At 64.2% G+C, this 12,405-nt stretch carries 9 protein-coding genes; 5 read left to right on the top strand and 4 right to left on the bottom strand.

Annotated elements, in window-relative coordinates:
* Positions 1 to 71 precede the first annotated feature (71 nt).
* The 5 genes from ABDK11_RS15870 (at position 72) to pulA (ending at position 9,088) form a co-directional block, all read left to right on the top strand.
* Entirely contained in the window at positions 72 to 326 is a 255-nt protein-coding gene (locus ABDK11_RS15870) for an exodeoxyribonuclease VII small subunit (RefSeq protein WP_346837492.1), read from the top strand.
* Between the two features lie 11 nt (positions 327 to 337).
* Complete coding sequence (locus ABDK11_RS15875; RefSeq protein WP_346840211.1) at positions 338 to 1,234, top strand: farnesyl diphosphate synthase; 897 nt, start codon at positions 338 to 340, stop codon at positions 1,232 to 1,234.
* A 188-nt stretch (positions 1,235 to 1,422) separates the two neighbouring features.
* Positions 1,423 to 3,351, top strand: a complete 1,929-nt coding sequence (gene dxs / locus ABDK11_RS15880) for a 1-deoxy-D-xylulose-5-phosphate synthase (RefSeq protein ID WP_346837493.1) — start codon at positions 1,423 to 1,425, stop codon at positions 3,349 to 3,351.
* A 109-nt stretch (positions 3,352 to 3,460) separates the two neighbouring features.
* A complete protein-coding gene (locus ABDK11_RS15885) occupies positions 3,461 to 5,329 on the top strand; it encodes a DUF885 domain-containing protein (protein ID WP_346837494.1) in 1,869 nt (622 codons plus the stop codon).
* A 420-nt stretch (positions 5,330 to 5,749) separates the two neighbouring features.
* A complete protein-coding gene (gene pulA, locus ABDK11_RS15890; protein ID WP_346837495.1) occupies positions 5,750 to 9,088 on the top strand; it encodes a pullulanase-type alpha-1,6-glucosidase in 3,339 nt (1,112 codons plus the stop codon).
* A 537-nt stretch (positions 9,089 to 9,625) separates the two neighbouring features.
* Here the strand turns inward: pulA and ribA are convergent.
* The 4 genes from ribA to thiL are packed head-to-tail and all read right to left on the bottom strand — an operon-like array spanning position 9,626 to position 12,398.
* Positions 9,626 to 10,231, bottom strand: coding sequence for a GTP cyclohydrolase II (ribA, locus tag ABDK11_RS15895; protein ID WP_346837496.1), 606 nt, complete (start codon positions 10,229 to 10,231; stop codon positions 9,626 to 9,628).
* A gap of 53 nt (positions 10,232 to 10,284) precedes the next feature.
* Positions 10,285 to 10,920 carry a TIGR02281 family clan AA aspartic protease gene (locus ABDK11_RS15900; protein WP_346837497.1) on the bottom strand — a complete coding sequence of 212 codons (636 nt, stop codon included), beginning with the start codon at positions 10,918 to 10,920 and terminating at the stop codon, positions 10,285 to 10,287.
* A 13-nt stretch (positions 10,921 to 10,933) separates the two neighbouring features.
* Positions 10,934 to 11,413, bottom strand: a complete 480-nt coding sequence (locus ABDK11_RS15905) for a phosphatidylglycerophosphatase A (RefSeq protein WP_346837498.1) — start codon at positions 11,411 to 11,413, stop codon at positions 10,934 to 10,936.
* Positions 11,414 to 11,453: 40 nt separating this feature from the next.
* The gene (gene thiL / locus ABDK11_RS15910; protein WP_346837499.1) at positions 11,454 to 12,398 is read right to left on the bottom strand and encodes a thiamine-phosphate kinase; all 945 of its coding nucleotides are present in this window, start codon (positions 12,396 to 12,398) and stop codon (positions 11,454 to 11,456) included.
* Between the last annotated feature and the right edge of the window lie 7 nt (positions 12,399 to 12,405).

Raw genomic sequence — 12,405 nt, forward strand, 5'->3', positions numbered from 1 at the left:
CCTTTTCCCGCCAGCGGCTAAGGTTGCCGCGCACGGCGGCCCAAGCGCCGCAATTACTAGAGGCAGGACCCATGGCAGCGAAAAAGCAAGCGGCAACCTTCGAGCAGGCACTGGAAGAACTGGAGCAGCTGGTAGAACGACTGGAGGCGGGTGAGCTGCCACTGGACGAAGCACTGGCCGACTTCGAACGCGGCGTGAAGCTCACGCGTGAGTGCCAGCAGAAACTCGCCACCGCCGAGCAGAAGGTCAAGGTACTGATGGAAGAAAACGGCAGCGTGCGCGAACTGCCGTTCGACAGCGACGGCGAAGCGGACGAGCGCGAGTGAGCACCGACACCATGGTGCCGGAGCTGCGCGCCTTCCTCCAGCGCGCGGCCACGCGCGTTGAGGCCGCGCTCACCGCGGCGCTGGCGGATCGCGATGGTAACAGTGTCGAGCTTCTGTTCGCCGCCATGCGCTACGCCGCCCTCGGCCCCGGCAAACGCCTGCGCCCGGCGCTGGTGTATGCCTGCGCGGAATCCCTCGCCGGCCCTGCACCCGCGGCCGCCGACTGCGATGCTGCCGCTGCCGCACTGGAGTGCATCCACGCCTATTCCCTGGTGCACGACGACCTGCCCGCCATGGACGACGACGACCTGCGCCGCGGCCGCCCCACCTGCCATATCGAATTCGACGAAGCCACCGCCATTCTCGCCGGCGATGCCCTGCAGACCCGCGCCTTCGAGCTGCTGCTGGCCTGCGACGCCGCGCCGGCGCTGAAACTGCAACTGCTCGACGAGCTGGCATCCGCTGCCGGCGCCCGCGGCATGGTCGCCGGACAGGCCATCGACCTGGCCGCGGTGGCCGCCGATCTGGATCTGGCGCAGCTGGAACGCATGCACCGCCTCAAGACCGGTGCCCTGATCCGCGCCAGCGCGCGCATCGGCGCACTGCTCGGCGGCGCCGACGACACCCAGCTGGCGGCCGTCAGCCGCTATGCCGAGGCCATCGGCCTGGCCTTCCAGGTGCAGGACGACATCCTCGATGTCACCGCCGATACCGCCACCCTGGGCAAGACCCAGGGCGCCGACGCGGCGCGCAATAAGCCCACTTACGTGTCGCTGCTGGGCCTCGACGGCGCCCGCGCCAAGCTGGCGGAACTGCACGGCGAGGCGCTGGCCGCGCTGGCACCACTGGGCGGCGACACCATGCAGCTGCGGCTGCTGGCGGATTACATCGTCCAGCGCAGCCACTGATTGCCCCGCAGGAGCCTACGCTGAAGGCGGGCCAGAGGCCGGCACCCGAGCCGAACGCCTGCAAGGCAGGCGCCTGCCGCCGGGTTTAGCAGTGTGAGCGCGGCATGTCGCGCCCCAACAGGATGCAATCTGCCCGCCACAGGCATACAATCCCTTTTTCTATCGATCTGTTGCAATTGATACGTTTGATGTTCAACGAAATCCCACGCACACGCCCGCAGACGCCGCTGCTCGACGCCATTGACGAACCAGCGCAACTGCGCGCCCTCGAGGAGCGCCAACTGCCGGAACTTGCCAGTCAGCTGCGCGAGTACCTGCTGTATTGTGTCGGCCAGAGCGGCGGCCACTTCGGCGCCGGCCTCGGTGTGGTGGAACTGACCATCGCCCTGCACTACATCTACAACACGCCGGAAGACCGGCTGGTGTGGGATGTGGGCCACCAGACCTATCCGCACAAGATCCTCACCGGGCGCCGCGAGCAGATGCCAACCATGCGCCAGCAGGGCGGCCTGTCGGGCTTCCCCAAGCGCAGCGAGAGCCCCTACGACACCTTCGGCGTCGGCCATTCCAGCACCTCGATCAGCGCCGCGCTGGGCATGGCGCTGGGCTCGCCGGACGAGCGCCGCGTGGTGGCGGTGATCGGCGACGGCGCCATGACCGCCGGCATGGCCTTCGAGGCCCTGAACCACGCCGCCCACACCGGCAAGGACATGGTCGTGGTGCTGAACGACAACCGCATGTCGATTTCCAAGAACGTCGGCGGCCTGGCCACCTATTTTGCCAAGATCCTCGCCAGCAAGACCTACCTGTCCATGCGCGAGGGCAGCCGCAAACTGCTGTCGGCCATTCCCAAGGCCTGGCAGCTGGCGCGGCGCACCGAGGAACACGTCAAGGGCATGATCACCCCGGGCACCCTGTTCGAGGAACTCGGCTTCAACTACGTGGGCCCGATCGACGGCCACAATGTGCACGACCTGGTGCACACGCTGCGCAACCTGCGCAACCAGCGCGGCCCGCAGCTGCTGCATATCGTCACCACCAAGGGCAAGGGCTTCGGCCCCGCCGAGGAAGACCCGGTCGGCTACCACGCGCTGAACAAGCTGGAGCCGGAACCGAAGGTGCAGGTGGCGCTGTCGCCGCAAGAGAAGAGCGGCGAGAAGAAAAAGCCCAAATACCAGGCGATCTTCGGCCAGTGGCTGTGCGACACCGCGGAGCAGGACGACAAGCTGATCGCCATCACCCCGGCCATGTGCGAGGGCTCGGGCATGGTGGAATTCGCCGAGCGCTTCCCCGAGCGGTTCCACGACGTGGCCATCGCCGAGCAGCACGCGGTCACGCTGGCCGCCGGCCTCGCCTGCGAGGGGCAGAAGCCGGTGGTGGCCATCTACTCCACCTTCCTGCAGCGCGGCTACGACCAGCTGGTGCACGACGTGGCCATCCAGGATCTGGACGTCACCTTCGCCATCGACCGCGCCGGTCTGGTGGGCGAGGACGGCCCCACCCACGCCGGCAGCTTCGACCTGACCTATATGCGCTGCCTGCCGAATATGGTCATCGCCGCCCCCAGCGACGAGAACGAGTGCCGCCAGCTGCTCTACACCGCCTACCAGCACAACGGCCCGGCGGCGGTGCGCTACCCGCGCGGCACCGGCCCGGGGGTGGAAATCGAGCAGCAGATGCGCGAACTGCCAGTGGGCAAAGGGCGTGTGCTGCGCGAGGGCAGCGACGTGGCCATTCTGAATTTCGGCACCCTGCTGGCGCCGGCGCTGGAAGCCGCCGAACAGCTGGGTGCCAGCGTCGCCGATATGCGCTGGGTCAAACCGCTGGACGAGGCGTTGATCGACGAGCTGGCCGCCAACCATCGCCTGCTGGTCACCGTGGAAGAAAACACTATTGCCGGCGGCGCCGGCAGCGCGGTAATGGAGTACCTCAACGCCAGCGGCACCCCGGTGCCGATGCTGCAGCTGGGCCTGCCGGACAGGACCATCGAGCACGGTAAACACAAAGACCTGCTGGCCGCCATCGGCCTCGACGCCAGCGGTATCGAGGAACAGATCCGCCACCGCCTGCAGTTGCTGGAGCGCGGTGACTACAACAACCAGGCCGCCGCGTTCTAAGCGGCGCCGGGTCTCCCGGCCGCCGCCAACCACCGCCCCATGCCGCCGACACAATAAAAGCCAAATCCGCGCGGTTCGCCCGCTTGCGCTACAGGACCAGGGGGAAGTCATGTCCTTGTTCAACCAATCCTTCTTCAGCAAATCCCTGCTCACCGGCCTCGGCCTGCTGGCTGCCGCCGGCGCATCGGCGATGGAACAAAAGGCCTTCGACCAGGCCTTCGATGCACTGCCACACGACGACCCCGCTGCCCGCGTCACGGCGCTGCAGGACCTGCGCTATCGCTGGCTGATGGAGAGTTTCCCGGAGAGGGCCACCTACGAGGGCTATCCCGGGGTCGACGACCGCTGGACCGACTACTCGATGGATGCCATCGAGCGCCGCGAGACGCAGACCCGGCGCCTGCTCAGCGCCAGCCGCCATATCCACGATGTAACCCTGCCGGCAGACGAACAGCTGGACTACCAGCTGCTGTATCAGGACCTGCTCAGCGAGGTGAAGGGTTACCAGTTCCCGGATTACCTGCTGCCGCTCAACCATATGGCCGGCATCCAGACCAATGTGCCGGCGGTGCTCGGGGCCATGGCCCACCGCAGCGAACGCGACTATGGGAAGATCCTCGCGCGGCTGGAGAAGCTGCCGGCGCTGGTGGAACAGACCGAGACCCTGATGCGCAAGGGGCTGAACAAGCATATCACCCCGCCGCAGATCACTCTGCGCGACCTGCCCGCGCAGATACGCGCGCTGATTCCGGACGATCCCAAACAGAGCCCGCTGCTGAAAGTATTCCAGCAGATGCCCACGAGTATCGCTCCGGCGCACCGGCAGCGCCTGCAGCAGCGCGCCTATGCCCTCTACCGCAAGTCGCTGGCACCGGCGTGGCGCGAGCTGGCGGAATTTGTCGAGCGGGATTACATCCCCGATGCGCGTGTGAATATCGCCTTTACCAGCCTGCCGGACGGCCAGCGCTGGTACGCCTACAAGGTGCGCAAAGAGACCACCACCGAATTGAGCCCGGCGGAGATCTACGAAATCGGCATCGGCGAGGTCAAGCGCATCCGCGCGGAAATGGACAAGGTGATTGCCAAAACCGGCTTTCAGGGTGACTTCAAGGCCTTTACCGACTACCTGCGCACCGACCCGCGCTTCTTCTACACCGACAAGGCCGAACTGCTGAGCGGCTACCGCGACATCGCCAAGCGTATCGATGGCGAGCTGCCGACCCTGTTCCGCAAACTGCCGCGCCTGCCCTACGGGGTCAAAGCGATCCCGTCGTATTCGGAAAAGTCGCAGACCACGGCCTACTACCTGCCCGGCTCCATGGCCGCCGGCCGCTCGGGCACGTTTTACGCCAACACCTACAAGCTCGACAGCCGCCCCAAGTGGGAAATGGAAGCGCTGACCGCACACGAGGCAGTGCCGGGCCACCACTTGCAGATTGCCCTGGCGCAGGAACAGGAAAACCTGCACCCGCTGCGGCGCATCACCAACTACACCGCCTTTGTCGAGGGCTGGGGGCTTTACGCGGAAAGCCTCGGCAAGGATCTCGGCCTGTATCAGGATCCCTACAGCGAGTTCGGTGCACTGACCTATGACATGTGGCGCGCCGTGCGCCTGGTAGTGGATACCGGTATGAACCAGCTGGGCTGGAGCCGCGATCAGGCAATCGAGTATTTCATGCAAAACAGCGCCAAACCGCGTCACGATGTCACCGTGGAGATCGACCGCTACCTGGCGTGGCCGGGGCAGGCACTGGCCTACAAGCTGGGCCAGCTCAAGATTCTGGAGTTGCGTGCCAGGGCGGAAAAGAAACTGGGCGACAACTTCGATATCCGCGCTTTCCACGAAGAATTGCTTAGCGCCGGCGCCCTGCCGCTGAATGTGCTGGAAACACGTATGAATCGCTGGATCGAGGCCCAGGGCGACAATGGCATCGCCACCCAGCAACCGGCACAGGCGGAACCCGTGTCACCCAGCTGATCAATCAATTGCTGTTTGCGGGAGCGGTCATGCATCGCTCCCGCAAACGCAGAATACACGCGCTTTTATTCCCGCCGAAAAAAAGAAAAGCCGGCAAAGCCGGCCTTCTCAACATCCGATTGTCGCGAATACATCACCTTTCTCGACCCGCAACAATCTGATGTGTTCGAGTATAGTCGCTGGCCATGGTTCCGCCCGCTTCCAACTCGCGATCCAGTATCGTCAGGGCAAATTGCCGCGCCGTGACATTTTTATAAAGCTTTTGTGACAGCCTTCGCGCTATAACCGGCACGCCCGTCCTTCTTCCATCTCCGCCCCCCCGGGTGGGAGGCCAGCCGCCCAATGCCCTGCTTCAATGCGCTGCAGGGAGATCCCGCAGTACTCCGAGCCACCGCCATAACAATAATCTGGGGCAATACTATGCGATCGATGAGATCCTCGGCCGCGCATCCGCGTGCCAGTCTTTTATTTACCAGCCTGTTACTGGCCGTACACCTGCCGGTGCACGCCAGTGATACGCCCGACCCGTCCACCGTCAATATTCCCGGTACCATTCAGAGCCAGATCGGCTGCTCCGGAGACTGGCAGCCGGACTGCGCCGCCAGCCAGCTCGCTCACGACAGCGACGACGACAAGTGGAGCGGCACTTTTTATATTCCCGCCGGCAGCTGGGAATACAAAGCCGCACTCAACAACCGCTGGGACGAAAATTACGGCCTGGGCGGTTGGCGCAACGGTGCCAATATTGCGCTGAACCTGAGCAGCGGCCGCAACGTGACGTTTATCTATGACCACCAGAGCCACTGGATTGCCGACAGCGCCAACAGCACCATCGCCACCGCGGCCGGTAATTTCCAGGCCGCGCTCGGTTGCCCCGGCGACTGGCAACCGGATTGCCTGCGCAGCTGGATGCAGGACGCCGACGGCGACGGCATCTACACCTTTATCACCCGCGCGATTCCCGCCGGCAGCTACGAATTCAAGGTGGCGCTGAATCAGGGCTGGAGCGAAAGCTACGGTGAATACGGGAACAACGTGCCGTTTACCGTGGCCAATGACGACGACGAGATCTACTTCGCCTTCGACGCCGCCAGCAAAAAGGTCACCGTCAGCACGGACGGTGTACCCCACGGCGATCTGAGCATGGAACAGGCCCAGTGGCTCGACACTGACACCCTGGCCTGGAATATTTCCCTGCATGACGGCGACACGGTGAAACTGCATTACAGCGCCGACGCCGACCTGCAATTGGGTGCCGACGGCGTCAGCGGTGACGGCGAGATCCTACTGCAGCCCGCCGGCAACCTGCCCGCGGACCTGCAACAGAAATTCCCGCACCTGGCCGGCTACACCGCGCTGCAACTGCCGGCCGGTGCGCCGCCACTGGCCGAGCTGGTCAAACGGCAGCTGGCGCTGGCGGTGTACGACCGCGACGGCAAGGTGCGCGATGCCACCGGCATCCAGCTGGCCGGCACCCTCGACGACCGCTTTGCCTACAGTGGCAAACTCGGCGCACAGGTGCAACGCAACGGTATTCACTTCGGCCTGTGGGCACCCACCGCGCGCTCGGTAAAACTGCATCTGTACAGCGATGCGGCCCACACCACGGCGGATACGGTGGTGCCGATGCAGTTCGACGCCGCAAGCGGCGTCTGGGGCGCGGATGTGGGCAAAGACTGGGACCGCAAATACTACCGCTACGAGGTTGAGGTCTACTCTCCCTTCACCCAACGTATCGAAACCAACCTGGTCACCGATCCCTATTCCCTCGGCCTGTCCATCAACAGCGGCAAGAGCCAGATCGTCAATCTCGACGATGCCGACCTGAAACCGCGCGGCTGGAATCACCTGCACAAGCCGCGCCTGGACAATCCGGAAGATATCTCGCTGTACGAACTGCACGTGCGCGACTTCAGCATCGCCGACAAATCGGTACCGCAAGACGAACGCGGTACCTTCGCCGCATTCGCAGAACGCGACAGCAACGGCATGCGCCACCTGGCAAAACTCGCACGCGCCGGCCTGACCCATGTGCACCTGCTGCCGGCGTTCGATTTTGCCACCGTCAACGAAGACCGGAGCCAGCAGGCGCAGACCCCGGATCTGTCCGTGTACGCCGCGGACAGCAGCGAACAGCAGGCCGCCGTGGACGCGGTGCGCGACCGCGACGGTTTCAACTGGGGCTACGACCCGCTGCACTACACGGTACCCGAGGGCAGCTACAGCACCGATGCCAACGGCGTCGAGCGCATCCGCGAATTCCGCGATATGGTGCAGGGGCTGTCGCGTGCCGGTCTGCGCGTGGTCATGGACGTGGTTTACAACCACACCAGCTCCTACGGCCAGTACGAAAACTCCATCCTCGACAAGATCGTGCCCGGCTACTACCACCGTCGCAATGCCGACGGCGGTATCGAGATGAGCAGCTGCTGCGCCAACACCGCCAGCGAACACGCGATGATGGAAAAGCTGATGCTCGACTCGCTGCGCACCTGGGCCACGGCCTACAAGGTAGACGGCTTCCGCTTCGACCTGATGGGCCACCACAGCCGCGACAACCTGTTGCATGCACAGAGCATGCTGCACGCGCTGACACCGCAGCGCGACGGCGTCGACGGCCGCGCGATCTACCTGTACGGCGAGGGCTGGAATTTCGGCGAGGTCGCCGACGACGCGCGCTTCGTGCAGGCGCGCCAGGCCAATATGGCCGGCACCGGAATCGGCACCTTCAACGACCGCCTGCGCGACAGCGTGCGCGGCGGCAACCCGTTCGGCGGTTACGAGGAACAGGGTTTCGGCAACGGCCTGTTTACCGACAGCAACGGCAAGTTCGGAGGAAATGACGAGCGCGCGACACTGCTGACCCTGGCGGACAAGGTGCGCGTGTCGCTGGCCGGTAACCTGGCAGACTACCCGCTGACCGATTCCCACGGCAACGCCATCACCGGCGCCCAGCTGATCTACAACGGCCAGGCCACCGGCTACACCGGCGACCCGCAGGAGTCGATCAACTATATCGCTGCGCACGACAACGAAACCCTGTTCGACGCCATCCAGCTAAAGGCCCACAGTACCGCCTCCGTCGACGAGCGTGCGCGCATGCAGGCGTTCAGCAACTCGCTGGTGCTCTTCGCGCAGGGCATCCCGTTCATCCACGCCGGGCAGGATTTCCTGCGCTCCAAATCCATGGACCGCGACAGCTACAATTCCGGCGACTGGTTCAACGCGCTGGATTTCAGCCTGCGCACCGGCAACTGGGGTAAAGGCCTGCCGGTAGCCGACAAGAATGAGGACAGCTGGTGGATCATGCAGCCGCTACTGGCGAACCCCGCGCTGTCGCCGCAAGAAAACCAGCGCGAATGGACCGCGGCGCTGTTCCGCGAACAGCTGGCGATCCGCAACAGCTCGCCGCTGTTCCGCCTGACCGACGCGAGCGCTGTCGGGCAGCACCTGAGTTTTCTCAACACCGGTCCGGAGCAGGTGCCGGGGCTGATTGCGATGCAGCTGCAGGACGAAAGCGGCAATATCGACCGTCGCTATCAACGCGTCGTTGTACTGTTCAACGGTGACGACGACACAGTTCAGTTCACTAGCGACGCTCTGCGCGGTTTGCATCTGCAGCAACACCCGCTGCAGCGCCACTCCGCCGATACACGCCTGCACGATGTACAGTTCGATCGCGACAGCGGCAGCTTCACCCTGCCCGGCCGCACCACCGCAGTCTTCGTGGAGCGCCGTCGCGGGCACAATAATATTTAAGAAACCTGAAGGTGATTCCGTAGGGGCGGACCTTGTGTCCGCCCTTGTTGTTTATGGCTCTGTGCGCTTGGTTCCGCGGCGCTCTGTTCTCGCCTCGTGGCGGCAAAGCCCTGGGTGTACCATTTCGAAATCGAGCTAGGCGCCCCCCTGTGAATACATCCCTGTACGCTCCGGCGGCGACGGTCCGGCCGCTCCATGCATTCACGGCGCCTTCGGCCCTGTCGCCGACGGTTGCGAAATGGTACACCCAGCACTTTGCCTTCGACTGAAGTGACTGACTTCGTAAGAATCATTTGAGAGGGCAAGTTTGATTGGGCGATTAGCGTTATGCGAAGCCCCTGATGCTGGCGGCCCTATGCGGGACTGTCGGCCGGAGGGACCCGGCCGCCAAGCCTACAGGGATGTATTCACGGCGTGTCCCGCATAGGGCCGCCAGCATCAGGGGAGCCACCAAACGATCTACGGTGTTCCAGACAAAAAAGGGCGGACACAAGGTCCGCCCCTACACAGGATCAGCAAGCAACCAGGGCTTCCGCCTTATTCCTGCTCGTCCTCATCCTCGAACAAATGCCCCAACTTACCTTTCTTGGTCGACAGGTACTTCACATTGTGGGGATTGCGGCCGGTCTGGTGCGGCAGCCGTTCGGTGACTGTGATTCCCAGGCCTTCCAGCGCATCGACCTTGCGCGGGTTGTTGGTCATCAGGCGCACCGATTTGATATGCAGGTGATCGACCATCGCCTTCAGGACCGAATAGTCGCGCATGTCGGCACCGAAGCCCAGCTGCTCATTGGCCTCCACGGTATCCGCACCACAGTCTTGCAGGTGGTAAGCGCGGATCTTGTTCAGCAGACCGATACCACGCCCCTCCTGGCGCAAATAGAAAATGGCACCGCGGCCTTCTACCGAAATGCGATGCATCGCGTGCTGCAGTTGCGCGCCGCAATCGCAGCGCAGCGAAAAGAGCGCATCGCCGGTCAGGCACTCGGAGTGGATGCGGGCCAGCACCGGTTCGTCGGTGTCCATATCTCCCATGGTCAGCACCACATGCTCTTTACCGGTTTCCACTTCCTCGAAACCGTGCATCGCAAACATGCCCCAAGGAGTGGGCAGTTTGGAGGATTCCACGTAGCGAATGGTCAAGTTGTTACCTCGATTTCAGCGGCCAGCGCAGCCATTGTAGCGCCGTCCTTCAGTCAATTGCGCGCGCGCAGGATCAGCACGCCGCGCTGTTTCTCCATATCCACCCGGCTCAGGAAACTGTTGCCCAGCAGGGTGATCTGCGGAAAATCGTTTGCGTGGACGGTCGCCACCACATTGTGCAGCTTGATCCCGCCGATGGTGACACTGCCCAGTGTCAGCTGGTAGGCACTGGTGACGCCATTGGCTGTGGACACCCGAATGCGCTGCGCCCGATCCAGGTTCAGGCCCAGGCGGCGTGCCGTGGGGTAGTTGAAGGCGATTGCGGTAGCCCCGGTATCGACCATCATCGACACGCGGCGGCCGTTGACCCAGGCGCTGGTGCTGTAATGGCCCAGATTGTCCGGCATCAGGCGCACCTCGGCGCGCTGGCTGCGCTGGTAATTGGTGGCCACCGGTGCGTCGAGGGTCAGCTTCTGCTCGCGGCCGTCCACGCGCACGCGCGCATACTCGGTGGTGACTTCCAGCAACACCACACCTTCCGGCGATTTCTGCCCGCTCTTCAACAGGCGCTGGTGGCCGTCCACCTGCAGCATCGCGCTCTGCCCGAACAGTCCTTTCAGCTGCACCTGCTGCGCGGCGGCCGCCAGTGGCAACAGACACAACAGTGCAATTGGAAGTATCCGCTTCATGGCGATTCCGTCCCTATCCGATCCAGTGGGCGGTCAGCTGCAGGACCAGCGCCGCATATACTGCTGCCAGTATATCGTCGAGCATAATTCCGGTACCACCGTGTACTTTCCGGTCAGCCCAGCTGATCGGCTGTGGCTTGGTGATATCGAACAGGCGGAACAGCACAAAGCCGTACAGCGCCCAGCCCCAGCCCGCCGGGGCCATGAACATGGTGAGCCAGTAGCCTACGAACTCGTCCCACACGATACCGCCGTGGTCGTGTACGCCGAGCTTTTTCGACGCTGCGCCGCACAGGTAGCAACCCACCAGTGCGCTGACAATGACCACCGCTAGATACTGGGCCGGCGGCAGCCACTGCAGCAGCCACCAGAACGGGATCGCGGCGATGGTACCGAAGGTGCCCGGCGCCTTCGGCGCCAGGCCGGAGCCGAAACCGAAGGCGAGCAGCATGGTGGGGCTGCGCAACAGGTCGGAAAAAGCGGGTTGTTTCATGCCGGTTTATCTTCCGCTTTGGTTTTATGCAGGATTGTTCTCAAAAATGCTGGTATCCGGCGCTGGCGGCGCTCCAGCTTTCGCCGTTAAGTCGGGCGTCGACCCGCCCTTCCCCTTCCACAATGCGGCCGATCCGTGTCGCACCCAGATTCAGCGCCTCCAGTTCGGCGACCCTGTGTGCCGGCACGGTAAAACACAGCTGGTAATCGTCACCGCCGGTGGCCGCCAGTTCCAGAGCCTGTTCGCCGGCGAGGGCGCGGGCCAGGGGCGCCACCGGCAGCGCTTCCATCTGTACCTCGGCCGAGACGCCGCTGGCACGGCAGATATGACCGAGATCCGCCAGCAGGCCGTCGGAAATATCCACCGCGCTGGAGGCGATGGCGCCGATGGCGGCGGCGGTGTGCAGTTGTGGCAGCGGCTCGTAGTAGGCGGCCAGCGCCTGGCGCAGGTCACTGTCACCGACCTGGCGCCGGCCGAGAATAACCGGCAGCGCAGCTGCCGCCGCACCCAGCGGGCCGCTGACATAGATGGCGTCGCCACTGCCGGCGCCGGCACGGCGCAGCGGTGCGGCGGTAGTGCCGGTCACCTGTACGGTGATCGACAGCGGCCCTTTGTTGGTATCACCGCCCACCAGCGACACGTCGTAGGCGCGCGCGCAATCCAGCAGGCCGCGGGCAAACCGCTGCAGCCAGTCTGCGTTGCTGTGCGGCAGTGTCAGCGCCAGGGTAAACCACAGCGGCCGCGCGTTCATTGCCGCCAGGTCGCTGAGGTTGACCCGCAGCGCGCGACTGGCGATCAGCGCGGGATCGCCAGTGGCCGGGAAGTGGCGGTCGGCTACCAGGGTGTCGACACTGGTGGCGAGCAGTTCGCCGGCGGGCGGCTGCAGCAGTGCGCAGTCGTCGCCGATACCGAGTACCACGCCCTCGCCCTGCGGCGCGCCGCTGAAATAGTCGCGGATAATGTCGAACTCGCCGGGGCCGGGCATGCGGGTG

The organism is Microbulbifer sp. SAOS-129_SWC (genome assembly GCF_039696035.1).
Classification (GTDB): domain Bacteria; phylum Pseudomonadota; class Gammaproteobacteria; order Pseudomonadales; family Cellvibrionaceae; genus Microbulbifer.

Bases quoted from the DNA above. Each gene is read 5' to 3' on its own strand.
- ABDK11_RS15885 (WP_346837494.1), top strand. From the start codon at position 3,461: ATGTCCTTGTTCAACCAATCCTTCTTCAGCAAATCCCTGCTCACCGGC.
- ABDK11_RS15905 (WP_346837498.1), bottom strand. From the start codon at position 11,413: ATGAAACAACCCGCTTTTTCCGACCTGTTGCGCAGCCCCACCATGCTG.
- dxs (WP_346837493.1), top strand. From the start codon at position 1,423: ATGTTCAACGAAATCCCACGCACACGCCCGCAGACGCCGCTGCTCGAC.
- ABDK11_RS15875 (WP_346840211.1), top strand. From the start codon at position 338: ATGGTGCCGGAGCTGCGCGCCTTCCTCCAGCGCGCGGCCACGCGCGTT.
- ABDK11_RS15870 (WP_346837492.1), top strand. From the start codon at position 72: ATGGCAGCGAAAAAGCAAGCGGCAACCTTCGAGCAGGCACTGGAAGAA.
- pulA (WP_346837495.1), top strand. From the start codon at position 5,750: ATGCGATCGATGAGATCCTCGGCCGCGCATCCGCGTGCCAGTCTTTTA.
- thiL (WP_346837499.1), bottom strand. From the start codon at position 12,398: ATGCCCGGCCCCGGCGAGTTCGACATTATCCGCGACTATTTCAGCGGC.
- ABDK11_RS15900 (WP_346837497.1), bottom strand. From the start codon at position 10,920: ATGAAGCGGATACTTCCAATTGCACTGTTGTGTCTGTTGCCACTGGCG.